This is a genomic window from Legionella londiniensis (assembly GCF_001467825.1).
Classification (GTDB): domain Bacteria; phylum Pseudomonadota; class Gammaproteobacteria; order Legionellales; family Legionellaceae; genus Legionella_A; species Legionella_A londiniensis.
On the sequence record NZ_LNYK01000016.1, the window covers coordinates 240137 to 264067 of the forward strand.

The following is a 23931-nucleotide window of genomic DNA, read 5'->3' on the forward strand; positions in this document are numbered from 1 at the left end:
CGATTATTCTCCAGCCTGACGGCATTCATTTTTGGCTGTTTCTTCGCAAAGCCCCGCGCAATCTGTCATACCTGCTTGTTTGCATTTATCAATACATTGGGCTGTTCTTTCCTGCACGCAAAGCAGTTGATCGTTTTTCTGCTTATCTATGGCTTCTTCAGAGAGGGCAAATGCTGGTGTTGGGGAAAAACATAACATCAAAAGCAAATACATCCAGTATTTGATCATCATTTTGCTCTTTTCCGTTTAGGTTTTAGTAAAAGTATAGATAATGAGCGATAGATTGGCATTTTGTTTTTAAAAATTATACAACATGGTAAAGTATTAAAATCATGGATGACGACTTAGGCTGCTTTGATTAAAGTTTGGCTATACTTAAACTAAATCGATAAGGAAGGAAGAATTTCTCTATGACTTCATCAAAATACATGCAAGAGCTTCTTGAAAAGGCAAAAAACAAGGCTTATGGAGAGGCTCAGAAAAATAATCTTGCCTTTGACCCGCAGGGACGGGTTTTGGTGCAATTAGAAGGTGCGATAGTCAGCCTTGACATTAAAGATGATGAAGCTTTAAAACAACAGTTTTTTAGTCGTTTAAATAAAGAATTAAAGACGGTAAAGGAGGAATTGGAACAGAAGGAAGGGACTAAATCCAGCTCAATTTATGTGGAAGCTCCTATCAAGGCTCTTAAAAAAGCAGATACAGGCAGCATTATTCCTCTGCAGCAGGAATTTCATTTTCATTTAAGTCTTGTGGCAAGAACTTATCAGAGTATTGCAAAGCTCGAGGATAAAAATGCAGAAATACAAGAGGCGCTTGCGTCCGCCCAGAAAAAAGTCAACGAATTAGTGATGCGGGAGTTTGCCAGGGGCTTACAAGAAGCGACAAGAGATACTAAAGGTGGCGAACTCGATATCAGCAAATTAAATAAAACGCTGGATAAAGCCCGCAAAAAGATCATGCCGGAAGCGCATGCCATTTTTATGCAGGAAATCGTGAATAAAACAGGCGTCATATTAGAGCCTAAAGATTTTAAAGGCATAAAACATACCGCGGAAATCACCACAGCTTCAGGTGATAATTTACTCCACGTGGATAGCAAGCTTGGGCTTGCCACTTTGGTTAGGCATTCAGAAGTAACGGCTCATGGCCGTGGTCAAGGCAAAATAGCTGATCGGCAATTGATAACCCATTATTACAAAAACAGCACCATTACTGAGAATCCCAATACCCGTACCCAAATCCGCATACCGTCCTTGGATGTTAAAGAAGGTATTAGAGGAAATGCGGTCATTGAAGATATTGCAAAAAAGCTTCAAACCATTTCTAAAAACTATCGTTTTTCTGAATTGCTTGAGAATGAAAGCAAGCCGGCTCAAGCATTCATCTATAATCTTTATACCTCTCTCCATGACAGGTTCGGCGATATCAATGGTAATCTCCAGACGCAGGGGGCAGACTATATTTTAAAAGGGATGCATCAATATAATGCTTCTCAAATTAATACTGAAAGTCCTGTGTTTTGTTTTGTACAAAATATTCCGGTCAACGGTTTTGGCGCAACTTTGAGTCACACAAGCCGCGACCCTCTCATTCGCGAGGCAACCTTAATGGCTGATATGGCTTTCATGCATACGCTGTATGAAGCAAGCGATAATAAGTCGGCAATAGATCAAGTATTTGCGAAATACAGAGGTTACCTTGAAAAAGAAGGTAGGGATGCGTATTTTTCGAAGTCTCCGGAAGGTCAAGACGCAATTCAGCAAATCGCGGCCATTAAGGAACAATGGAAAAAAATAGCGCCCCAAAGTGATGCCGAGCCAGAAGTGAAAGCGCGTTATGCCTTACAAAAACTCGTCGCCCACAATCTTCATTGCACCCATGATTATGCCAAACTGGTTCAGGCTCTTTCAGTTTATGTGGAAAAAGCATCAATCGGCGGCTGTAAAAGCGGCAACGAGCGCGCGCAGGCAATCAACGGCCGGGTTGCTATCCTCGATACGCAAGATAAGGACATTGTTAAAATAATCAATGAGCTTTCCCGTGCAGATTATGAAAAAAAGGTGGTTGAACAAGCGGGAGCGTTAAAATCACAGCTGGATAAGGTTTATAATGATAAAGGATTGCAAGGTGCCGCTTCTGTTGTCAGCCTCCTTGACCAGGGCGCATCAGCCAAGGTAGAGGCGAAGCCTGGTGGAATTTACTTTTCGCGCAATTATGCCGAAGAAAAAGAACTGACCAATCTGCACCAGAGCAAAGCCGGCAAAATGCAGGCGCACAAGAATTTAACCAAAGAGATGCAAAAAGCCTGGGATTTTCATCCTGTTTCCTGGTGGAAACGCATGAAATCCAGTCGTCTGGGTGTCGTTGGCGCCATATTGGGCACAGTGACCATTATTCCTGCTGTCGTTGTTGCCGTATACAATGCGGTCGATAACGCAAAACGAAGTGAACGGTTAGATGAAATTAGAAAAAATGCTAAAGAAGAAGCTTCAAGCGTACGTCGGGATGATGTGCCTATTGAAAGTTCCTATCAACGTATGGGAGCGAAGATTGGCAATGGGAAAAAACAAGGTTTCACCCAATCACCTGTCAATGAGCTTGAAGAAGAATTTGGAGAACAACATGTTATTGACCTCACAAAAAAAGCTGATTTGCCTCCAGATGAAGAAGAGAAGCCTGGTATTACTATGAAAATAAAATGAATCAGCAGTCCAGTAGCTCCCATTATGATTTCCATGCTCTGCCCACAACATTATCCACAGATTTTGTGGATAAATATTTTCTAAGCTTAAGGAGAAGCTATGAACAATCACATGCGTGTCGGCATTTTTGTCGAAAATGAATATCAGGAACTGGAATTCTGGTATCCCTATCTGCGGCTGCGGGAAGAAGGAATTAAGCCATTGATTATTGGGGCAGAAAAGAAAACGTATAAAAGCAAGCTTGGATATGAAGTCCAGGCGGAAGTTGCGGCATCCAGTGTGGAGCATGATTCTTTTTCAGCTATCATCATTCCCGGCGGGTATGCGCCTGATAAAATGCGGGTTCATCAGCCTTACCTGAATCTCATTAAAAATACGTTTGATCGTGGTGCTGTGGTAGCAGCTATTTGTCATGCTGCCTGGGTTTTAATTTCAGCCAAGGTGGTTTCTGGTAAAAAAGCCACTTGTTATCACACCATTCGGGACGATTTAAAAAATGCCGGAGCCGAATATCTTGATGAGGCCGTGGTGGTAGATGGCAATCTCATTACTTCACGCAAGCCAGATGATTTGCCTGTTTTCTGCCAGAAAATCATCGAGGGCTTAAAAAAATAGTGCAGCAGTCTGTCAGGCCTTGAAGACAATTGCATGTCCGGATTACGGCTTTCGGTCTAATTCGGGCGGCGGGGCCTGGCAAAATGATAGCGCCAATCGCTCAAGGAGCTCCCAAATTTGCGAGGGATGATTGGTTTTAATCCGTTCGTCTAATTGTCTACAAAAACGCAGCAACTCATAAAGCACGGGCAACGATAAGCGCGCCAATGCAGTTTGGTATATTTTGAATTTTTGCGGCCAAATTTTTAATTCTTTGCCGGCTATAGCAAATGATATCTTTTGACGGAGCTTGCAGGTTAACTGGATTAACTGGCGTATTTCCTGAGTCATCAGCCATAGAATCAGGGTAGGTTCGGTGCGGTTATGTCTTGCTTGCCTTAAAAGGTGAAGGGCTTTTCCGCAATGAGCGGCAAGGCAGGCATCAGCTAATTCATACAAATGGTACTCACATTGATCAATAAGTTGTGCCTGCACACGCTCAGCCGTGAGTAATTCAGCTTGAGAAGATATCAGGGATATTTTTTCTATAGCCTGGGCACAAGCCAGCATATTGCCTTCTGTGTACTGATAAATTAAGGCAGGAATTTCAGAACTATACTGAAGTCCTCTTTGTTGCAGCTGCCTGACTATCCAGTTTTTTAAAGTTGATTCATTAAAAGAATATACCTGAACGCACAATGCGTTCGCATGCTCATTTAACCAGCCTAATTGTTTTGCCTGAAGCTCAGGGGCCTGAAGAATCACAAGGCAACGCGGATTCACGCTTTGCAAGTATTGTTGCAGAATTTTTTTGCCAGACTGATCTATGGTTTTTTTCTCATAACGGACATCAATCAGAACAAGATCGGAGAATAGCGAATAATTATTTGCCTCATCAAGAAGCTGCGCCCAATCAGATGGTGTATTAATATCAATGATTTTGGTATCGCATTCACCTCGACTTCGCCATGCATTTTTGATGCGTAAGGCAGCATCGTTTAACAAATAATGATCCTGCCCAAAAATTACGTAGACAGGATAAATTTGCTTTTTTAAGCTGGATTCCAGGGCTTGATACTGTATGTGCATGTCCTATTTATGGCTTATTCGATTCAATATCTGATTTGCCGCGTCACGCCTCATTTCCATTTGCGTTAAGGCCTCTTCGGCATCTGAGCCGAGAATTCGATCGCTGTTTATGGTAATTTGCCTTGTCACCATTACTCTTGTTGTCGGAATAATGATTTTTCCATGGGCGGCCTGCAGTTTAAAGCGCACTATATAATTGAGTTGATATTGCCTGGGCGTTGTACTGGAACTGATGCTGAGCGTCTGTTGTTGAAACGCCTCTTCTTCTAAAATAAGCCAGTAATCAGCAAGACTTGGGTCATCAAGGACTTTGATTTTGTAAGCTTCCAATTGCTCGCTTAACAAGGAACCCAATTCCTGCGATACCCCCTGATTGATAATTGCAACTTTATCAAGCCAGACAGGAAGGTCAATTGCTCCGCGCAGATGAAAGCCGCACCCGCTTATGAAGAAAAAACTGAAGGTAAAAATAAAAACTTTAAGCCAGTGTGCTTGCTGCGACCTCATGATTAGATAACCAGATTGATTAACTGGCGATGAGGTACAACAATTGCTTTTTTTATCGGTTGGTTCATCAGAAAAGTTGAAACCTGATCTTTAGCCAGTTTGACAAGCTCTTCTTCTGAAGCATCGGTTGAAGCCGTGAATTGTCCGCGCAGTTTGCCATTGACTTGTACCACAAATTCAACTTCATCCGTTTTAAGCGCGCTTTTGTCCACTTTGGGCCAAGGAGCATCGACAATAATTTTTTCGAAGTTTAGCTGCTGCCATAAATGATGGCAGATGTGTGGTGTAATAGGCGCTAAAAGTCGAAGCAGGATACTGATTCCGGAATGGAGAAAATACTTGTCTTCTTCAGTTTTGACTTCATAGGATGATAATTCATTGAATAATTTCATGCACCCTGAGACCACCGTGTTAAATTGATGGCGCTCATAGTCTTGATTGATTTGTGCAAGTATTTGATGAATCGTGCGCCGCGATTTTTTTAGTCTTGGCTCAACGTCTTGCCAATGGATGTTGGCATTGTTATCGAACATCAAATCATTAATCTCTATGACTAAATTTTGATGCTGACAGGCAAAAGCCCAAAGGCGTTTCAGGAAACGGTGCGCGCCTTCCACGCCGCTGTCAGACCATTCCAGGGATTGCTCAGGCGGGGCAGCAAACATAATGAATAACCTTGCCGTATCAGCGCCATAGGTATCGATTAACTGGTTGGGATCCACGATATTGCCCAGAGACTTGGACATTTTATGCCCATCCTTTAAAACCATACCCTGGCTCAACAGAGCTTTGAAAGGCTCATCTGAGTTGACTAAACCTTCATCCCGCATGAGCTTATGGAAAAAACGGGCATACAGCAAATGCATCACTGCGTGCTCAATGCCGCCAATGTATTGATCCACCGGCGTCCAGTATTTTGCCCGATCATCAAGCATGGCATTGTCTTGTCCTTTACAGGCGAAACGTGCGTAATACCAGGAGGATTCAACGAAAGTGTCAAAAGTATCTGTTTCCCGAACTGCATCCTGACCGCATTTGGGGCAGGCAGTATGAATAAATTCACTGCATTGTGCCAAAGGCGAGCCATTTCCTGATAAATCAACCTGAGCAGGCAGTACAACAGGAAGTTCGTCTTCAGGAACAGGAACAATGCCGCACTCTTCACAATGAATCATAGGAATAGGCGTGCCCCAATACCGTTGTCTTGAAACTCCCCAGTCACGCAGCCGATAATTTACCGTGGCTTTGCCATGGTCCCGTTCTGCCAGCCATTCAGTAATGACTGTTTTGGCCTCAGATGAGGGTAAATCATTAAACTCGCCTGAATTGATTAAAATACCTTCTCCGGTGAATGCGGATTCAGATAGGTTATGCCCTTGAGCGGCAGCAGGTTTAATGACTTCCTTAATGGGCAAATCATATTTTTGAGCAAACTCCCAGTCTCTTTGGTCGTGGGCAGGGACTGACATGACTGCTCCCGCGCCATATTGCATGAGGACAAAATTTGCAATCCAGACGGGTATTTCTTCCCCGGTTACTGGATGCACGGCCCGCATGCCGCTGTCAACGCCTCTTTTTTCCAATGTTGCAATTTCGGCTTCAGACATGGCGACACCTTTGCAGCTATCAAGAAAAGCCGCAACGCTCTTATCTTTTTCTGCGGCAAGTTTAGCCAGGGGATGATCAGGCGCTACAGCCAGATAGGTAGCTCCCATCAAAGTATCCGGCCTTGTGGTGTAAACCTTAAGCCGCTTTGGATAGTCATGGACCTTAAAATAAATATTGGCGCCTTCAGAGCGTCCAATCCAGTTCCGCTGCATTTGTTTGACTTGCGATGGCCATTCATGCAATGTGTCAAGGTCACGAAGCAATTCGTCCGCATAGGCGGTTATTTTGATAAACCATTGGGAAATTTCCTTGTGTTCAACCAAAGCGCCTGAGCGCCAGCCACGGCCGTCAATAACCTGTTCATTGGCTAACACGGTTTGATCAACCGGATCCCAGTTGACAATGGCATTTTTTTTATAAACCAGTCCTTTCTCATACAATTTAATAAAAAACCATTGCTCCCACCGGTAATAATCGGGGTCACAGGTTGTAATCTCGCGTTTCCAGTCATAGGCGTTGCCCAGTTTTAAAAATTGCTCCTTCATGGCGGCGATGTTATTTCTAGTCCACTCAGCAGGATGAATACCGTGTTTAATGGCGGCATTTTCTGCCGGTAAACCAAAAGCATCCCAGCCAATCGGTTGCAAAACATTCTTGCCTAAAGCCCTCTGGTAACGGGAAATGACATCGCCAAGCGTATAATTGCGAACATGGCCCATATGCAGGGAGCCGCTGGGGTAGGGGAACATGGACAGACAGTAAAATTTTTCTTTATTCAGATCTTCAGTAACGTTAAAAATCTGTTTCTTGAGCCAGTATTGTTGCGCCTGTTCTTCAATTTCACGTGGGTTATAACTGTTATCCATAGTTTCTAAATTTAAATTCAGTTGGGTTGGTAAGAATAACGCCTCTTGTGTTTTGCAGCAATAGGTTAGGTTGCTTCAATCGGGAGCGGATTGAATAAATCCATGTATAACACTCACAAAAAGCAGCGCAAAACAAGCAATAAGTACCGGAAGATCGCCCCAGAGAGTCCAGGGGCTGTTGCCCTTTGCCGGATAGATATCGGCTCGCAATACTCCCTCTTTAAATGCAGGAAGAGAGGTTATAATATCGCCTTTGTCATTAATTATTGAGGAGAGCCCATCATTATTTGCAACAATTTGGTATCGGCCGGTCAGGACAGAAAGCGCCTGGGCCATTTGCATCTGTTGATACATGGCAAGCGAATGTCCAAACCACCCATCGTCGCTGATAGATACAATCCATTCTGCATTTGGCATTTGCCGGCGCAGTAACTCAGGATAGGCAAGCTCATAACAGATAAGAGTGGCCACAGGATGTTTGTCCACAGTCAAAAGAGACTGATGGGCTTTGCCAGGGGCAATATTTGCAACAGGTAAAGCAAGCCAATCAATAAGGCTTTGAAAGGCTTTCGGTATAAACTCTCCAAAAGGAACCAGTTGCCGCTTTAAATAAATACCCTCTGCCGTGCCTAGCGCAATCATAGCGTTATGGTATTGATTTTCATCATGCGCTGAGGTTTGCAGCATGCCAAGCAGAATCCCGCTCTGTTTACGTTTGGCCCGCCTGTGGATGGTTTCTATTATCTCGCTGATGTAGCTTGAAGGAAGAGGAATAGCCGACTCAGGCATGACAATGAGTTTAACCTGGCCCATAAGCTGATTAATTTGTTTATTGTAATACTGCAGGATGGTCCAGAAAAATGAGTCGTCCCACTTATCCCGCATGGATAAATTAGCTTGAATCACGCCTACGGAAAATGGTTTGCCTTCAATATGCGACCAGCTTTTGTTTTTTAGCAGGCTTGGGGCGATTAAAATACTGACAAAGGCAAGAACCCAAAGATGGCGTTTTTTTTCTTTTCCAAACAAACCTGCGGCAAGAAAAGTTGCAGCAAGAACCGCCAAAAAGCCTGCTCCGTACACACCAAATATTGGAAGTAAATACTTAAGGGGGGTATCAATCTGGCCAAAACCCACCAGAAGCCAGGGAAAACCAAATGATCCCCGGGCACGGAGATATTCTGTTATACACCAGAGAGCCGCAAATAATAAACACGAAATACCAGTGGATCGATTACGCGTGAGCTTATTATGCGCCAAAGCCATGATGGCAAAATATAATGAGAGATAAAATACAAAAAAAAGAGTGATCAATCCGGAACCAAGAGCTGCGATATGTCCATATTCATGAACGCTGACATACACCCAGGATACGCCAAACCCAAGATAGCCAAGCCCAAAAAAAAGGCCGTGGTAAAATGAATTTTTTGCTGTTTGGTCTTTGAGAAGCGCAAACAGCAGGGCGATTCCCAACAATGAAAATCCCGGCAAGTGAAATGGCGCAAACCCGATTGGGAGTAATATGCCTGATAAAAAAGCAAGCAATAAACGTGTAAAACGAGCCGTAATCGCCTGAGGATAAATGAGCGCTTTTGTAAGTCTTGGGTAGTTCATATTTGTCTGTATTCAACAATTTACGCCAGCGGGTATTGACAATTTGTTTCGTGAGCTAAAGATTGGGATGAATTAGCCTGAATTTTTATCCATTTTTCTCAATACGTTATTGAGGCAGTAAAAATTTTAAATTTTAACTTGAGTGAGGTGAATAGCAAGCCTTCAGATAAAAAAATATCAGTTTGCCGAAACCTCGAAGGTCTTGCCCGGGTTGCTATTCATTCTCATTTTTTTGGTGTAGGATGAAACGTCAATTGGTTTAGACTTCATGGCAAACATGTTTTTATAGCGCTTGTCTAAGCACAATCACGGCTGTTCAATAAGGAAAGGAGACAACTTAATATGTATCAGGTAATGATCGCAGGAGCCGGAAAAATTGGCAGTTTAATTGCTTGCATGTTAGCTGACAGCAATGAATATGAGGTTCATCTTGCAGACTTGGATTTCGGCGGTACGGATGTCAGCCGTTTGCTTAAAGCCATGCCTGAAATCAAAACTGTGGCGCTGGATGTTAAAGATCAAGCCTCAACAGAAGCCTACATCCAAAAAAACAACATTATTGCAGTTATTTCCAGTTTGCCTTATTTTTTAAATACTTATATTGCAAAAGCTGCAAAAAATGCCAAAATTCATTATTTTGATCTGACAGAAGATACCGCCATAACAGAAGCCGTTAAAACTATTGCTAAAGATGCCTCAACAGCTTTTGTTCCCCAATGCGGCCTGGCTCCAGGGTTTATCAGTATTGCAGCAAACAGCCTCATGCAGGAATTTGATGAGTGCTATCATGCCAAATTACGGGTTGGCGCACTGCCTCAGCGTGCCAATAATGCGCTGCATTATTCCCTAACCTGGTCCACAGCTGGGGTGATTAATGAATATGGCAATCCCTGCCATGGCATAGAGGGAGGAAAACCTGTGGTAATGGCTCCCCTTGAAGGGCTTGAGCACATTCAAATTGACGGTTGTCTGTATGAAGCATTCAATACATCCGGCGGTATTGGCAGCCTCGGCGAGTTATATGCCGGCAAGATTAAAAGTTTGAACTATAAAACCATGCGCTACCCGGGTCATTGTGAAAAAATGCGCTTTTTAATGAATGATCTGAAACTTAATGAGGACCGGGACACCTTACAGCGAATCCTTGAAAATGCCATTCCCAAAACATACCAGGATATCGTCATCGTTTACGTGACTGTTGAAGGCAATAAGAACGGTGAACTAACTGAAAGAAGCTACATTAAAAAAATTTATCCCAAAACAATACGCGGTTTAAACTGGTCTGCCATTCAGGTCAGTACAACTGCCGGTGTTTGTGCGGTGGTTGATTTGGTTCTTGGGCAGGCAAATGAGTACCGCGGGCTTATTTTACAAGAAAAATTCCGGCTTGCCGATGTATTGGCAAATCGATTTGGCAAACATTATGTATAAGAAACAGGCCTTTGCCAGATTCTCATTATGAGAATATTCGCGTCATTTCATGGGCAAAATATGATTTTTTTGGAGAAATAAAGATGGATTTATTGGCCAAACTCGGTATCGCTCCTGTTAATCCAGGCGCTTTCAGCGGAGTTAGCTGGAAAGGCAGCGCTCATCATCAACGCCTGCAGTCAATCAACCCCAGTAATGGGGAATTGATTGCTGAAGTGGCCACATGCGGCAAAGAAGATTATCAACGGATTGTCGAAAATGCCAGGCAGGCTTTTTGGGACTGGCGTGAAATACCTGCTCCAAAGCGGGGAGAAATCATACGTCAAATTGGGGATGCTCTTCGCGAACAAAAGGATTCATTGGGCAGCCTTGTGTCCCTGGAGATGGGTAAATCAAAACAGGAAGGCGATGGCGAAGTACAGGAGATGATTGATATTGCCGATTTTGCTGTCGGACAATCACGGATGCTTTATGGTAAAACCATGCATTCTGAGCGCCCCAATCACCGTATGTATGAGCAATGGCATCCCTATGGGATTGTGGGCATTATTTCCGCCTTTAATTTTCCTGTAGCGGTATGGGCCTGGAATGCCTTTATTGCAGCCATTTGCGGCAATGTAACCATTTGGAAGCCTTCAGCTAAAACGCCGCTTTGCGCAGTGGCTGTCCAAAATATTTGCAACAAGGTGCTGCAAGATAATCATTGCCCGGATATTTTTTCTCTGATTATTCCCGAATCTCACGATATTGCAGAAATGATGGTGGACGATTCGCGTATTCCTTTAATTTCATTTACCGGATCAACTGCGGTTGGCCGTCAAGTTGCTGCAAAAGTAGCCTCCCGCCTCGGCCGGTCAATTCTTGAATTGGGCGGTAATAATGCCATTATTCTTGATGAAACCGCCAATCTGGAGCTTGCCATTCCCTCAATTGTGTTTGGCGCTGTAGGTACAGCGGGGCAGAGGTGCACTTCCACCCGCAGGTTATTTGTGCAGGAAAATATATATGATGATGTGATTACAAGGCTGCGGCACGCCTATGAGCAAATCACCATAGGCGATCCTCTGGACAGCAAAAATCTGATGGGGCCACTAATTGATCGGCAAGCTGTAGAGCAGTTTAATCAGGCCATTCAACGAATACATGAGGCTTCAGGAAAAATTCTTTTTGGCGGCAAGTCATTAGAGAGAAATGGCTTTTTTGTCCAACCTACATTGGTTGCGGGATTGGACAATTCCTGTGAAATTGTCCAGGAAGAAACCTTTGCCCCTATCCTGTATGTGATGCCGTACCGCACGATAGGCGATGCGATTCAATTGCAAAACAGCGTGCCGCAAGGCTTATCCTCTGCCTTGTTTACAGAAAACATTAAACATGCCGAGCTTTTTTTAAGCGTCAAAGGCAGTGATTGTGGCATTGCCAACATTAATATTGGTACATCCGGCGCAGAAATCGGAGGCGCTTTCGGTGGTGAAAAAGATACAGGCGGTGGACGTGAGTCTGGATCTGATGCCTGGAAAGGGTATATGCGCCGCCAAACCAATACGATTAACTGGGGTGATGCATTACCATTGGCTCAGGGAATCCGGTTTGAATTGTCATAAATTTCTGGACTTTAGTCATTTTTTGCTATTCCCGAAAGGGATGATTTGATCGAGCAGGTCAGTATGATGTTGCAGTGTGCCCAGGTTCTGGCCTTCATCAATCTATCAAAAATCACTAAAGTCCAATATTCATAAAGGAACAAAAATGCAAGAACCGTTTTTCATCAGAAAAGTTGCCGTTCTCGGTGCAGGTGTGATGGGAGCCCAGATTGCCGCCCATTGCTTGAATGCGGGCCTTAAAACTCTGCTGTTTGATTTGGCTGCTAAAGAGAACGGGCGCAATGCCATTGTGGAGAAGGCTATTCAAAATTTGACGAAGTTAAAGCCTGCGCCGCTGGCAGAGACACACCTGGCTGCAATGCTTACGCCCTGTAATTATGAAGAAGATCTGGCTAAACTTGCAGAATGTGATTTGATTATTGAAGCCATTGCCGAGCGATTAGACTGGAAACAAGATTTATACCAGCGTATCAGCCCTCATTTGCATAAGAATTCAATTCTTGCAACCAATACTTCGGGCTTAAGCGTCAATCAACTTGCCGAATCGCTGCCTGATTTTATGCATAAAAGATTTTGCGGCATTCATTTTTTTAATCCACCGCGCTATATGCATCTTGCCGAGCTGATTCCAGCAAAAGAAACAGACCCAGCACTGATTGATAATATTGAAAGCTGGCTAACCCGCTATCTGGGTAAAGGGGTTGTGCGCGCCAAGGATACTCCTAATTTTATCGCAAATCGGATTGGCGTGTTTTCGCTACTGGCAACGCTTCACCATGCCGAAGCAATGGAACTTGACCTGGATGAAGTAGATGCTTTGACTGGCACTTTAATAGGCCGCCCCAAATCAGCGACGTTTCGTACCATGGATGTGGTTGGGCTGGATACCATGCAGCACGTAGTTCATACCATGCATGAGCAACTGGAAGAAGACCCGTGGCATAAAGCGTTTCAATTGCCGGATTGGCTCACAGGTTTAATTGACAAAGGACACCTTGGGCAAAAAACAGGACAGGGCATCTATCGTAAGCGAGAAAAGGATATTGAAGTTTATGATATCAGATTGGCTGAGTATCGCCCTTTTTCGGGTCAGGTCAGTGATGAGGTGAAAGAAATTTTAAAAATTTCTGACCCCAAAACGCGCGTACAGCAATTATTCGAATCAAAGCATCGGCAAGCGAGGTTTTTAACGGCTTGTTTTAGGGATTTATTTCATTATTCTGCCTACCATTTACTGGACATTGCAGAAACTGTTCAAGCTGTCGATTTAGCCATGCGCTGGGGCTTTGGTTGGTTGAGCGGTCCTTTTGAAACCTGGCAGGGCGCGGGCGTTGAATGGGTAAAGGAATATATTCAAAAGGCAATATATGAAAGCCAAACCATGAGTCAAGCGCAGTTGCCGTCCTGGCTTGAAGGGTTGAGTCATTTTTACACTGCTGAAGGTGCATTTGCGCCGCGAAGCCATGAATATAAAAATCATGGGACTTTACCGGTTTATGATCGGCAATTGTTTCCGGAGTACAGACATGCTTCCCGATGTCCTAAACAAGAAATTCTGTACGAAAACGCCGGAGTTTGTTTATGGCAAGTACAAGATGATATTGGAGTGGTCAATTTTAAAAGCAAGGCTAATACCATAGGGCAAGATGTGCTGGACGGACTTATGAACTCTATGGATATTGCAGAAAAAGCATGTCAGGGTTTAATTATTTATCAGTTTGATCCGCAAAATTTCAGCTCTGGCGCAGATTTAAGAGGTGTTTTGGAGCTTATCCGCCAGAAAAAATGGTCGGCGCTCGAGTCAATGCTTCAACAATTTCAGCAATTAGCCTTAAGATTAAGGTACAGTCCCATTCCAACCATTGCAGCGCTTCGCGGACGTGCTCTGGGAGGAGGCTGTGAATTGCTCATGCATTGCGGTGCTGTTGTGGCCGGTTTCGAGTCTTACCCCGGGCTTGTGGAAGCTGGCGTTGGATTGATACCCGCCGGAGGCGGATGCAAGGAAATGGCCTACAGAGCAGCAATTGAAGCCAGGGAATCAGATCTAATCTTGTTTTTAAAACCACGTTATGAACAGATAGCAACCGGGTTTGTGGCAGGTTCTGCAACTGAAGCTTTGGCACGGGGTTACTTACGGGCAAGGGACAGCTGGGTCATGCACCAAAATGAAGTATTATTTGCAGCCATTAGCCGCATAAAAGATATGCAGGCCGCAAACTATCTTCCTCCACTATCTCCCAGAATCAAGGTCGCCGGACGTGAGGGGCATGCCCGTTTACAGGCCGGGCTTGTTAACTGGCTGGAAGGCCGATTTATCTCTGAACACGATTATTTTCTGGCTAATCAGTTGGCTTTTGTCATTTGTGGTGGAGAAGTGAATCAAGGTGAAATTGTAGATGAATCCTGGTTTTTGAAGCTTGAAAGAGAAGCGTTTATGCAGCTTGCAGAAACCAAAGAGACAGAGGCACGGATAGCGCATTTGCTGGAGACTGGAAAACCCTTGAGAAACTAGGTTCTTTGGGGTTCATGACCCTTAATAGATAGCACTCCGATGCTCACATACTTACCGTGTGCTGCATCTCTGCCCTGAAATCGGGCTATTTGGGCTCATGAAGCGAAAACTCAACAAAGACATGATGCTCTGGCTTGTGTAATGATGGAATTAAGAATTTGCAGGAGATTATGAATGACCAATGTCTACATTGTGGATGTGTTACGAACGCCAGTAGGTAAAGCGCCAAGAGGCGTGTTCAAAAACACTTTGCCAGATGATTTACTCACCCATACCATAAAAAGTCTTAAACAAAAGCAACATGCGGTTGATTGGGAGCGCTTGGGTGATGTGGTTATCGGTTGCGCCATGCCTGAAGCGGAGCAGGGTATGAATGTAGCCCGCATTGCGGCATTAATGGCTGACTTACCCAAATCAGTGCCTGCAATGACCATTAACCGATTTTGTTCTTCAGGCGTACAAAGCATTGCCACTGCTGCTGCCACGATCAAACAGGGCGATGCAGGGTTAGCTCTTGCCGGAGGGGTAGAAAGCATGTCCAAGGTTCCGATGGGCGGTAATAAATTCACTGCGAATCCTGCAATCTACAACAATGAACATGTGGCTATCGCTTATGGTATGGGAATTACCGCGGAGATTGTTGCAAAACGCTGGAAAATCAGTAGAGACGCGCAGGATCAGTTTGCCGCAGAAAGCCACCGCAAGGCAATTGCTGCCCAGGAACGAGGTGATTTTAATGATGAAATAGCACCCATTGAGGTGACCAATTATGGATTTGATTTAAAGCGTTCTGAAGCTCTTGCAAAAACACGGCTCATCAGTCAGGATGAGGGCCCTCGGGCAGATACCTCTTATGAGGCCATTTCAAGATTAAAACCCGTATTTTCTGCCAGGGGAACAGTCACAGCCGGTAACAGCTCGCAAATGAGTGATGGGGCCGGCATTGCCTTGTTAGCGGATGAAAGCGCGCTCAAAGAGTACAACCTAAAACCTTTAGGCCGCCTTCTAAGTTATGCTGTTGCAGGTGTCCCGCCCGAAATAATGGGAATAGGGCCTGCGCATGCCATTCCTAAAGCATTGGATAAAGCGGGAATCAGGCTGCAACAATTGGATTGGATTGAATTGAATGAAGCTTTTGCAGCCCAGGCATTGGCTGTGATTCAGGAGCTTGATTTGCCGCTTGACAAGGTTAACCCATTGGGAGGGGCTATTGCGCTGGGTCATCCTCTCGGTGCAACGGGGACAATAAGAACGGCAACGCTGCTTCATGGTTTGCGCCGCATCAAAGGGCGATACGGTATGGTAACGATGTGCATAGGAACAGGCATGGGCGCAGCAGCTGTTTTTGAGGCATTGTAAGCGCTTTTTGCATTGGCTTTAAAATGACATTAAAAACCGGGCGCATCCCCTTATGCCCAAGCGGGAATGAGACGAGCATGCGCTGCAGGCTCCAGATATGATTTCTCCCTGTTTTACAGGACTTGCTATTTGGTTCTTTAAAGCTCAAAATGTATCAATCCATCCGCTTATTGTAAAAATAGCGGATGGATGCTCATGATTTTTTACCCAGGAAAATAATATGATGTCTAAAGAAGAAATAATTTGCCGTATTGTCCGCAATTTAACTGGAGACAAGACCTGGCAAAAGGCATGCTGTGGTTGAAATGCTTCCGCCTATGAATGAACTGCTGGCTTATCGGAATGAGCACGTGGTTCATTATTATTGTTATCATCATCCAGAAACAACCGAAGACGAGGCTCGCCAGCTGCTAAATGATTTACTGGGCTGGATTTGGCTTAAAATATATCGCAACAAGGCGCAGCGCCGAACCTACCTGTTTGGGCCATTATTACCAATTGATGCGATGTGGCATGCGTTTATTTTACATACGCGCGACTATCATTTGTTTTGTACAAGATTTTTTGGTGATTATATCCACCATGATATCGAACCGCCCGGCAGAGAATATCACTTAAAACCTGATGAACTTCAAGATTTTTTAAATGATTGCTTTCAATTTCTTGGCGATGAATGGGTGCATCGCTATTTTGATGATTTTATCCGCTAACGATTGCTTACATACTGCCGAACTCAATCATTGTTTGCGCAGCAACATGCTTGAAGCACGGAAGATTGAACCCCGAGGCCGCAATTTATACTGCCTCAGGTTTTTTTGTATGAAGGCCTCGAAGAATCTAGGAAGGATTGCTGTAGAGTCCAATTAAAACACATTCATCCAATATATGGCCTTGCATGGCATCCAGAATTTCCTCGCTGGTCACATTTGAGGATAATGACAAAGTTTTATCCAATGCATAAAGTTTAAAATAGTAATGATGGGTGCCGCTTGGCGGGCAGGGTCCGCGGTATCCAGTCTCTCCCCAGCTGTTTAAACCCGAAATTGCTTCAGGCGGAGTATTATCTTGCTCAATCTGGTACACATCAGGCGGTATATTAAATAAGGTCCAGTGTACCCACGTGCCACTCGGAGCGTCAGGATCATCAACAATTAATGCAAATGATCTGGTATTGTCCGGGGCTTCTTCCCATCTGAGCGGGGGAGAAACATTTTCTCCTTCACAAGTAAATTGAGAAGGCAGATTGGTATTGGAATTAAAAGCAGGACTGGACAGTGTAAATGCCATTGCAAGCTCCTTATGACTAAATAATGGACATTAAATGTTGCAATTAATCTCAGATAGTGTAAAATTTATTCCGTTATGCGAAAATTATTCTTTATTTCCTGCTCCCTGATTTTAATTTCGGGCGCTTTATTTGTCTGGATTTATTGGCCAACGCCAGAAATTCATCTTCGCCAGGCTTCATTCTCTGAAATGCCTGGATGGAAAAATACTGACGCTCGAAAATCACTTAAGGCTTTCCAAATCTCCTGTAAAGCATTTCTCAATCATGATCCTGAAAAGTCAGTAGGCAGCAAATTCATCAATTTAAAAGCCAAGGATTGGTATCCTGCCTGCAAAGCTTCCATATTAGTTAAGACCAATTCGGAAAAGAAAGCCAGGCAATTTTTTGAGACATGGTTTACTCCCTATTTATTTTACAAACAAACCCCTGTGGAAGGATTGTTTACTGGATACTACCTTCCGCTTGTGAAGGGAAGCCTTGCCAAAACCAGGCAATTCAATACACCCATTTACGGGATGCCAGATAACTTGATTACGGTGAATCTTGGCCAATTTGACAGCGATTTATTGCATCATCGAAAAATTATTGGCCGAATTCAGGGTTCAAGCCTGATTCCTTATTATTCTCGAGCGGAAATCAATCAGGGTGCAATCGATAAACACGCAAATGTTGTGGTTTGGGTGACTGATGAAATTGAACGGCAGTTTTTGGAAATTGAAGGTTCCGGAGTGATAGAATTGCCGGATGGGAAAAAATTGTTTATTGGGTATGCAGGAGAAAATGGACGCACTTACACGCCCCTTGCCAATGTCTTGATCAAAAAGGGGAAGATGACAAAGGACAATGCTTCAACCCAGCGAATCCGTAAGTATTTTAAAGAACACCCGGAAGACATCCGCCCGGTACTGAATCAAAATGAATCTTTTGTTTTTTTCCGCAAGCTTCATAAAAATAAAATTGTAGGTTCTCAGGGAGTTGAGCTCACACCAGGCTATTCATTGGCGGTAGATCGCAAATGGCTGCCAATGGGTGTTCCTGTCTGGCTTAGTACGACGCGACCGAATGATGAGGGAAAAGAGCAAATTCCTTTTAAAAGGTTAATGATAGCCCAGGATACAGGAGGCGCCATTAAGGGGCCGGTTCGAGGCGATGTATACTGGGGTGCTGGGGAAAAAGCTATAGCAATAGCCGGTCATATGAAAAACCGGGGTACTTATTGGATTTTATTGCCAAAAACCATGGACAGCAGCCGGGAGTAGACATTTTCGGCATTCATTTCACCGCGCCGGTATTTTAATTTGATCTTCAATCCAACCTACAAAGGCGGTTTATCACACCTTTGGTTCGAGTGCAAAATTAAACGGACTTCACTTTAGGTCAAAAATTTACTTTATTGTGCGTATATTCTACGATCAAGATAGAGCATATTCTTTTCGGAGTATGAATGCGCTTTCTGATAATCGGTATTATCCTCGCTGTAAGTTCCGCATATGCTGATGATTTTATTGGTTTTTCTGCTTATGAAAATGAGGATTACAATACTGCCTATCAACATTTAATCGTTTCCGCGAAAGAAGGAAATGAAGAAGCCATGTACGTCATTGGGCGTATGTACCAATATGGCCTGGGCGTGAATGAGGATATTAAAAAAGCGCTTTATTGGTATCAAAAAGCTGCCGAGAAAAATAACGCAATGGCGCAAATGAGTTTGGGATTTCTTTATGATACTGGCCAAGGTGTGCCCAAAGATTATAAAAAAGCATTTGATTGGTATATGAAAGCAGCAAAACAGGGGCATCCCATTGCCCAACGGAACGTGGCTTTGATGTATTCCGTTGGCGAGGGAACTCAACCTGATCCACATGAGGCTTTTAAGTGGTTTAAAAAATCTGCGCTTCAGGGATATAGCAAATCACAAGTGAATTTGGCTTACCAATATATGACAGGGCAGGGTACTGAAAAAAATGTTGATAAGGCATTTTACTGGTACAAAAAAGCTGCCATGCAGGGGGATGAGAAAGGCCAGTACAGCCTGGCGATATTATACAGCGGCCAATATGGAAGGCCTGCCGATCAAGAAGCGGTTACCTACTGGCTTGAGCAAGCCGCAAACCAGGGCCATGTCAATGCCCAGGCATATTTGGCATATCAATATTACAATGGGCTTGGCGTAAAGCAAAATTATGAAAAAGCAGCTTATTGGTATGAACGGGCGTCAGAAAAGAATAATTCATATGCGCAAGCACAGCTTGGGCAAATGTACTTAAGCGGTACAGGATTGGCCAAGGATTATCAAAAAGCGGCTTATTGGTTTGGGAAAGCAGCAATGCACGGGAATGCCATGGCCCAGGGTAAACTTGGCTACTTATATGCTGCAGGCCTGGGGTTGGAAAAAGATGCTTCCAAAGCCTATGCCTGGCTTCTTTTGGCTTCTCAAAATAACAATGAGCAAGCGAAATCTGACTTGGAACGGCTCAAACCGCATCTTTCTCCAGAAGATATCGCAGAGGGAAAAGGTTATCTGAATGAAGTTTCGCAAAAAATCAAGAAAGAACCTGCCGAAGAAGATGAGAGCCCGGAATGGTAGCGTATTTTATAGCGTATTTAGGCTCTCATACAGGATATTCACAGAAACTTTTCCTTTATTGCTTTTCACTCTTTGCAGGATAGTGTAGTTGGTTAATTTCAAATTGTCTGACGATACTGTCGCAACACTCAGAAAATATGTGCTTTCAGCGGTAACTTGATGGTGTGGAATTTTAAATTTTTGCAATAAGGGGAAGATTGAGCCTGGTTTTGACAAACTTTTTTCTTCACGATTTTTTAAAAGTTCCAAAGCTTGTGATTCTTTTAAACCATTGCCTAAAAGCATGAGGATGGGTTTGGGCGCGGTATTGATATTGATAGGCGTTACTTCTGGCAATGCTGTGAGGTATGGCATCAGAATTTGATATGATTTTTCATCAATTCCCTGAAGCAGGCGCAATTCCGAAATGCTGGCCATAGGCTGAAAAGCAGGATAGTAGGGAGGTTTTTGTTGCAAATAATAATTTAGAAAAGAGTCCTGTCCCCGCGCCAAATCTTGCGAACTGACCCAGCGGGCAACCCCCTGAACCACTGTTTGCCGTTCATTGGGGGATAAGTCCGGCGCCAATCGTTCTAATAAACGCAGCAATAGAATTCGGTAAGATTTATCCTGCAAGTTATTGATGTTCAATCTTGCCTGCAAATCAAAAAGAGCGCCTGTGATTTTCACCTCAGGATAGATGGATTGGTACCGTTTAGGAAAAATTAAAACTTTTCCTTGCTGATCAATGGCTTTTAAAATCACTTTATCGCGGCTTAGTTTATCCATGCTCCAAAAGGTTACTGCCTGTGAGGCAAGATATAGGCGATCGCTTGTTGCCGTCAAACGGAGGCGGTAGATATCAAGCTGCAAGCGGGCGCTCATCGCAGTTACGGCAATGGCCACCATGGTCATAATGAATAAAGCGGTCAAAAGTGCGCTTCCATTCGCCCCTCTTGTTAACTCAGGATGCATGATATAATGCCTCCGGCACAATAAAGAGCAGGCTTAAATGACCCAGCTTTTCTATATCCAGGGTCAGCCTTATGGCAATGGGCAGGGGCTCATCGTTCTGATTCTTTTGAATGCCTTCATGCCATTCTGACAAGACTTGCCGGCTTTGGTTTAAATAAGAAAATGAGCAATTTGCAAGATTATCAAGCAGAATCTTATCTTCAAATAGATTACGGTTTGGCATATCCAAATGTATCCAACCGCGCCTTATGAGTTGCTTACCCTGGCAAAGGTAGGCAATGCGCTGAAGCGTGCTGCGTTTGTCTTTGCCATCTGGATTGGCCAGGCCATCACGGGTAAACTCCATATAATTAGAATGGCCGACAAAAGCCGGAATACGTTGCAGGCCATTCCCGAGCACAAAACGATCAATCATCTGTTCCGAATCACGTTCAATGATTGTCAAGGTGAGTTGCAAGGCATTAATACGGGAAGCTGCCTCGCTCAGCCGCTCTCTGGTATTGAATGCGTGATACATAGCTGAACCCGTAATGGCAGCTAAAATAGCAAATACCGCAAGCGCAATCAGGATTTCTATTAAGGTGTAGCCTTGTTTCATTGAACATACCTGAAGGCAAGAAGCGGGTATCCGAAGGGACCGGACTGGTTTTTGCTGACGGTAATTTCTATTTTTTGTACTCTATTTATTTCTGTGGGGCTTAGTTTCACCCGCCAATACAAGCGCTCGCCAAGCATGGTTGTGACTTCTGTTATCTCTTGTCCTGGAACCACCTGCAATAAGCCAAGTTGAACCATACTGACTCCCTGCTTGGCAACCCAGTGGCTCAGCGTTTTGTCTTTAAGGCGGCGGGCATAAGAAACATCCTGTGAGGTAACTTTTAACAGCGCTGTCAAGGCAATGGCTATCACTGCCAAGGCTAAAAGCACTTCAATCAGCGTAAACGCTTTTTTATTGATCATAATTTTTTTGCTGGCTGCAATTCGACCTTGCCATTGTGAGAGCCTGTTACGATTATAACCGCTTCCCTATCCTTACCGCGAAAAAAAAGTTTAAAAGGAGTGATATCTCCTGAGGAATTAATAATAATTTCTGCTCCTCTTTGCGCTTGACTCTCTCTTTCAAGGTTGATGACTGCATCTTCTGGCAAATTTTGCGGGCGAAAAATGCGCTGCCCGGATAATGCCTGCCAACCTTGAGAGGGGATGAACCTCAAAAGCTGATAGGTATTTTTGTTGAAGCGGATGCCCAGCGTGCCTGACTCCAAAATGGCTTGCTGTTTTGCAAGCTCGATATAGTTTGCAAACTGTTCTGCGCTCGCAACAATTCGTCTTTTCCCGCCAAAGTCGCCGAAGGCCAGCAATGCAAAGCTTAACGTAATTGCAATAATAACCAATACGACCAGTATTTCAAGCAGACTAAAACCATCTTTATTTTGCATCCCAGTTACCAATTTCGGCATTAACCCCTTCACCTCCAGGCTGGCCATCTGCTCCATAGGTAAAGATATCAAACTCACCATGCTCGCCAGGATTAAGATATAAATAATCCCGCCCCCAAGGATCTTTGGGTAATGATTTGAGATAAGGCTTCCAGTTAGGCGGTGCCGGATTGGTATCCGGTTTTTCCACTAAAGCTGAAAGGCCCTGATCCGTTGATGGATAGAAGCCATTATCCAGCTTATAGAGTTCAATAGCGCTTTCAATGGCTGAAATATCCTGTTTGGCCTTAACAACTCGAGCCTCGTCTGGACGGTTGATGATTTTTGGCACGACAATAGAGGCAAGAATACCCAGGATAACAACGACCACCATGATCTCAATTAATGAAAAACCCGTTTGCTTGCTCATACGACTAACTGCTCCATGGAAAAAATGGGTAAAAGTGTTGCCAACACAATGAATAATACCACAGCCCCCATCATAAGAATGATGATTGGCTCAAGTAAAGTTAAAGCGGCATCAATCAGGCGATTTACTTCTTCTTCAAGATGTATGGCCGCCCGTTCCATCATCACTGATAATTGCCCGCTTTTCTCGCCGCTTGCGATTAAATGTACAGTCATCGGATTTAAAAATCCTGTTGCTTTTAATGCCTGATGGATGGCTGTGCCTTCTTTAACCCGAACCGCCGCGATTTCAAAAGCCTGCTTCATAAAAAGGTTATTGATTAAACTTGCAGAAACCCGCATGGCTTCAAGTACACTCACACCGGCGGCAAAGAGGATGCTGAAGGTATGAATATAGCGGGCGCCATTAATGGATTTCACAAGATATGAAACTATGGGTAATTTTAACACAGTACGGTGAAAAAACAAACGAAATCGCATATGCTTTAGGCTTTGCTTAAAAGCAATCAGCAACAGAATAAAAATAAAAATGCAGTACACGCCATAATCTTTTAAAAATTCGCTGGCTGCAATCAGAGCGAGAGTCATGCCTGGCAATGTTTGTCCGCTTTCAGCAAAAACATCGATGATTTTGGGCACAACAAAGGCCAGTAAAAAGCCGATAATTGCTACTGACACAACAACCATTAAGGTCGGATAAATTAAAGCCTGCTGAATTTTGTGCCGGGTTTGCTGTTGCTTCTCGGTGTAATCAGCAAGTTTCTCAAGCACCAAATCAAGGCGACCTGTTTGTTCTCCGGCCGCGACCGTTGCGCAATACAGTTCAGGAAAGGCGAAAGGGTATTCGGCTAACGCCTGTGCAAGAGAGTATCCTTCGAGAACTTTCGATCGTACGCCAATGATAATTTGGCGGATTTTATCTTTTTCGGTTTGCTCACTGACCCCTTGCAATGACTCTTCAACAGGTATTCCAGCAGCGAGGAGTGTGGCTAACTGCCTTGTGAGCAAGGCCAAATCGCTGGAGGATAACTTCTTTCTGTTGCGGGTTCTTATTGTTTTTTTTAAAGCCAGGACATGAATGGGAATCAGTCCTTGCTCACGGAGGAGCTGACGTGCCTGGCGTTCAGAATCGGCTTCGATAATGCCTTTGCTTGTGGCTCCTGACTTTTTCAGCGCCTGATATTGAAATGCGCCCATAACCTTTAACCACCTTTTATCGAGAACCAGCTCATCTTGGGGAATGAAAAATCATGCATTGTCCTAAACAATCGAGAACAAGTTTAATCTATTGGGTTTCATATGTCACTTGGGGTAAGATATGCAAGCATGATAGATGCAATCCAGATCAAACCTTGAACCCACACGC

Annotated in this window: 21 protein-coding genes; 9 read left to right on the forward strand and 12 right to left on the reverse strand. The window is 44.0% G+C overall.

Features of this window, described 5'->3' with window-relative positions; translation table 11 throughout:
- Positions 1 to 3 precede the first annotated feature (3 nt).
- Complete coding sequence (locus tag Llon_RS06940; protein WP_058529334.1) at positions 4 to 231, reverse strand: hypothetical protein; 228 nt, start codon at positions 229 to 231, stop codon at positions 4 to 6.
- Positions 232 to 410: 179 nt separating this feature from the next.
- Here Llon_RS06940 and Llon_RS06945 point away from each other — a divergent pair, with 179 nt between their 5' ends.
- Both Llon_RS06945 and Llon_RS06950 read left to right on the forward strand, forming a co-directional pair.
- A complete protein-coding gene (locus Llon_RS06945; protein WP_058529335.1) occupies positions 411 to 2705 on the forward strand; it encodes a hypothetical protein in 2295 nt (764 codons plus the stop codon).
- Between the two features lie 99 nt (positions 2706 to 2804).
- The gene (locus Llon_RS06950; RefSeq protein WP_058529336.1) at positions 2805 to 3320 is read left to right on the forward strand and encodes a type 1 glutamine amidotransferase domain-containing protein; all 516 of its coding nucleotides are present in this window, start codon (positions 2805 to 2807) and stop codon (positions 3318 to 3320) included.
- A 42-nt stretch (positions 3321 to 3362) separates the two neighbouring features.
- Here Llon_RS06950 and holA read toward each other — a convergent pair whose 3' ends face one another.
- From holA to lnt, 4 genes are all read right to left on the reverse strand, one after another.
- Positions 3363 to 4388 (reverse strand): DNA polymerase III subunit delta, encoded by a 1026-nt coding sequence (gene holA / locus Llon_RS06955; protein ID WP_058529337.1) that lies wholly within the window; start codon positions 4386 to 4388, stop codon positions 3363 to 3365.
- 3 nt (positions 4389 to 4391) lie between these two features.
- The gene (locus Llon_RS06960) at positions 4392 to 4895 is read right to left on the reverse strand and encodes an LPS-assembly lipoprotein LptE (RefSeq protein WP_058529338.1); all 504 of its coding nucleotides are present in this window, start codon (positions 4893 to 4895) and stop codon (positions 4392 to 4394) included.
- Between the two features lie 2 nt (positions 4896 to 4897).
- The gene (leuS, locus tag Llon_RS06965; RefSeq protein ID WP_058529339.1) at positions 4898 to 7369 is read right to left on the reverse strand and encodes a leucine--tRNA ligase; all 2472 of its coding nucleotides are present in this window, start codon (positions 7367 to 7369) and stop codon (positions 4898 to 4900) included.
- Between the two features lie 75 nt (positions 7370 to 7444).
- Complete coding sequence (gene lnt / locus Llon_RS06970) at positions 7445 to 8983, reverse strand: apolipoprotein N-acyltransferase (RefSeq protein WP_058529340.1); 1539 nt, start codon at positions 8981 to 8983, stop codon at positions 7445 to 7447.
- A 342-nt stretch (positions 8984 to 9325) separates the two neighbouring features.
- On the opposite strand from lnt, the gene Llon_RS06975 reads away from it, so the two are divergent.
- The 5 genes from Llon_RS06975 (at position 9326) to Llon_RS06995 (ending at position 16599) form a co-directional block, all read left to right on the forward strand.
- Complete coding sequence (locus tag Llon_RS06975; protein ID WP_058529341.1) at positions 9326 to 10414, forward strand: saccharopine dehydrogenase family protein; 1089 nt, start codon at positions 9326 to 9328, stop codon at positions 10412 to 10414.
- Positions 10415 to 10497: 83 nt separating this feature from the next.
- A complete protein-coding gene (amaB, locus tag Llon_RS06980) occupies positions 10498 to 12018 on the forward strand; it encodes an L-piperidine-6-carboxylate dehydrogenase (RefSeq protein WP_058529342.1) in 1521 nt (506 codons plus the stop codon).
- A 145-nt stretch (positions 12019 to 12163) separates the two neighbouring features.
- On the forward strand, positions 12164 to 14530 hold the full coding sequence (locus tag Llon_RS06985; RefSeq protein WP_058529343.1) for a 3-hydroxyacyl-CoA dehydrogenase/enoyl-CoA hydratase family protein: 2367 nt from the start codon (positions 12164 to 12166) through the stop codon (positions 14528 to 14530).
- A gap of 174 nt (positions 14531 to 14704) precedes the next feature.
- Positions 14705 to 15889 carry an acetyl-CoA C-acyltransferase gene (locus Llon_RS06990; RefSeq protein ID WP_058529344.1) on the forward strand — a complete coding sequence of 395 codons (1185 nt, stop codon included), beginning with the start codon at positions 14705 to 14707 and terminating at the stop codon, positions 15887 to 15889.
- Positions 15890 to 16206: 317 nt separating this feature from the next.
- Positions 16207 to 16599: a glycine-rich domain-containing protein gene (locus Llon_RS06995; protein ID WP_337589089.1), complete on the forward strand. Its 393-nt coding sequence runs from the start codon at positions 16207 to 16209 to the stop codon at positions 16597 to 16599.
- 127 nt (positions 16600 to 16726) lie between these two features.
- Here Llon_RS06995 and Llon_RS07000 read toward each other — a convergent pair whose 3' ends face one another.
- Positions 16727 to 17176 carry a YbhB/YbcL family Raf kinase inhibitor-like protein gene (locus tag Llon_RS07000; protein ID WP_058529345.1) on the reverse strand — a complete coding sequence of 150 codons (450 nt, stop codon included), beginning with the start codon at positions 17174 to 17176 and terminating at the stop codon, positions 16727 to 16729.
- A 75-nt stretch (positions 17177 to 17251) separates the two neighbouring features.
- Here Llon_RS07000 and mltA point away from each other — a divergent pair, with 75 nt between their 5' ends.
- Together mltA and Llon_RS07010 are read left to right on the forward strand one after the other, a co-directional pair.
- Complete coding sequence (gene mltA, locus Llon_RS07005; protein ID WP_058529346.1) at positions 17252 to 18436, forward strand: murein transglycosylase A; 1185 nt, start codon at positions 17252 to 17254, stop codon at positions 18434 to 18436.
- Between the two features lie 185 nt (positions 18437 to 18621).
- Positions 18622 to 19764, forward strand: a complete 1143-nt coding sequence (locus tag Llon_RS07010) for a tetratricopeptide repeat protein (protein ID WP_058529347.1) — start codon at positions 18622 to 18624, stop codon at positions 19762 to 19764.
- Positions 19765 to 19770: 6 nt separating this feature from the next.
- On the opposite strand, the gene gspK is transcribed toward Llon_RS07010, so the two are convergent.
- Genes gspK through gspF form a run of 6 tightly spaced genes read right to left on the reverse strand, consistent with a single transcriptional unit; the run spans position 19771 to position 23762 of the window.
- Positions 19771 to 20718 carry a type II secretion system minor pseudopilin GspK gene (gspK, locus tag Llon_RS07015; RefSeq protein ID WP_058529348.1) on the reverse strand — a complete coding sequence of 316 codons (948 nt, stop codon included), beginning with the start codon at positions 20716 to 20718 and terminating at the stop codon, positions 19771 to 19773.
- Positions 20708 to 21316 carry a GspJ family T2SS minor pseudopilin variant LspJ gene (gene lspJ, locus Llon_RS07020; RefSeq protein ID WP_058529349.1) on the reverse strand — a complete coding sequence of 203 codons (609 nt, stop codon included), beginning with the start codon at positions 21314 to 21316 and terminating at the stop codon, positions 20708 to 20710. Before lspJ ends, gspK begins: the two co-directional genes overlap by 11 nt.
- Complete coding sequence (gene lspI / locus Llon_RS07025; protein WP_058529350.1) at positions 21313 to 21678, reverse strand: GspI family T2SS minor pseudopilin variant LspI; 366 nt, start codon at positions 21676 to 21678, stop codon at positions 21313 to 21315. Before lspI ends, lspJ begins: the two co-directional genes overlap by 4 nt.
- Positions 21675 to 22157: a type II secretion system minor pseudopilin GspH gene (gene gspH, locus Llon_RS07030; protein WP_058529351.1), complete on the reverse strand. Its 483-nt coding sequence runs from the start codon at positions 22155 to 22157 to the stop codon at positions 21675 to 21677. Before gspH ends, lspI begins: the two co-directional genes overlap by 4 nt.
- Positions 22147 to 22566: a type II secretion system major pseudopilin GspG gene (gene gspG / locus Llon_RS07035; protein ID WP_058529352.1), complete on the reverse strand. Its 420-nt coding sequence runs from the start codon at positions 22564 to 22566 to the stop codon at positions 22147 to 22149. Before gspG ends, gspH begins: the two co-directional genes overlap by 11 nt.
- Complete coding sequence (gene gspF / locus Llon_RS07040) at positions 22563 to 23762, reverse strand: type II secretion system inner membrane protein GspF (protein ID WP_058529353.1); 1200 nt, start codon at positions 23760 to 23762, stop codon at positions 22563 to 22565. The genes gspG and gspF overlap by 4 nt, the downstream gene beginning before the upstream one ends.
- Positions 23763 to 23931 lie beyond the last annotated feature (169 nt).

Excerpts from the sequence above, each read along its gene's own strand:
- Llon_RS06975 (WP_058529341.1), top strand. The coding sequence starts at position 9,326 with ATGTATCAGGTAATGATCGCAGGAGCCGGAAAAATTGGCAGTTTAATT.
- lspJ (WP_058529349.1), bottom strand. The coding sequence starts at position 21,316 with ATGAAACAAGGCTACACCTTAATAGAAATCCTGATTGCGCTTGCGGTA.
- gspH (WP_058529351.1), bottom strand. The coding sequence starts at position 22,157 with ATGCAAAATAAAGATGGTTTTAGTCTGCTTGAAATACTGGTCGTATTG.
- lnt (WP_058529340.1), bottom strand. The coding sequence starts at position 8,983 with ATGAACTACCCAAGACTTACAAAAGCGCTCATTTATCCTCAGGCGATT.
- gspG (WP_058529352.1), bottom strand. The coding sequence starts at position 22,566 with ATGAGCAAGCAAACGGGTTTTTCATTAATTGAGATCATGGTGGTCGTT.
- amaB (WP_058529342.1), top strand. The coding sequence starts at position 10,498 with ATGGATTTATTGGCCAAACTCGGTATCGCTCCTGTTAATCCAGGCGCT.
- Llon_RS07000 (WP_058529345.1), bottom strand. The coding sequence starts at position 17,176 with ATGGCATTTACACTGTCCAGTCCTGCTTTTAATTCCAATACCAATCTG.
- Llon_RS06940 (WP_058529334.1), bottom strand. The coding sequence starts at position 231 with ATGATGATCAAATACTGGATGTATTTGCTTTTGATGTTATGTTTTTCC.
- lspI (WP_058529350.1), bottom strand. The coding sequence starts at position 21,678 with ATGATCAATAAAAAAGCGTTTACGCTGATTGAAGTGCTTTTAGCCTTG.
- gspF (WP_058529353.1), bottom strand. The coding sequence starts at position 23,762 with ATGGGCGCATTTCAATATCAGGCGCTGAAAAAGTCAGGAGCCACAAGC.
- mltA (WP_058529346.1), top strand. The coding sequence starts at position 17,252 with ATGCGAAAATTATTCTTTATTTCCTGCTCCCTGATTTTAATTTCGGGC.
- Llon_RS06990 (WP_058529344.1), top strand. The coding sequence starts at position 14,705 with ATGACCAATGTCTACATTGTGGATGTGTTACGAACGCCAGTAGGTAAA.
- Llon_RS06995 (WP_337589089.1), top strand. The coding sequence starts at position 16,207 with ATGAATGAACTGCTGGCTTATCGGAATGAGCACGTGGTTCATTATTAT.
- Llon_RS06985 (WP_058529343.1), top strand. The coding sequence starts at position 12,164 with ATGCAAGAACCGTTTTTCATCAGAAAAGTTGCCGTTCTCGGTGCAGGT.
- gspK (WP_058529348.1), bottom strand. The coding sequence starts at position 20,718 with ATGCATCCTGAGTTAACAAGAGGGGCGAATGGAAGCGCACTTTTGACC.
- Llon_RS06960 (WP_058529338.1), bottom strand. The coding sequence starts at position 4,895 with ATGAGGTCGCAGCAAGCACACTGGCTTAAAGTTTTTATTTTTACCTTC.
- holA (WP_058529337.1), bottom strand. The coding sequence starts at position 4,388 with ATGCACATACAGTATCAAGCCCTGGAATCCAGCTTAAAAAAGCAAATT.
- Llon_RS06950 (WP_058529336.1), top strand. The coding sequence starts at position 2,805 with ATGAACAATCACATGCGTGTCGGCATTTTTGTCGAAAATGAATATCAG.
- Llon_RS06945 (WP_058529335.1), top strand. The coding sequence starts at position 411 with ATGACTTCATCAAAATACATGCAAGAGCTTCTTGAAAAGGCAAAAAAC.
- leuS (WP_058529339.1), bottom strand. The coding sequence starts at position 7,369 with ATGGATAACAGTTATAACCCACGTGAAATTGAAGAACAGGCGCAACAA.
- Llon_RS07010 (WP_058529347.1), top strand. The coding sequence starts at position 18,622 with ATGCGCTTTCTGATAATCGGTATTATCCTCGCTGTAAGTTCCGCATAT.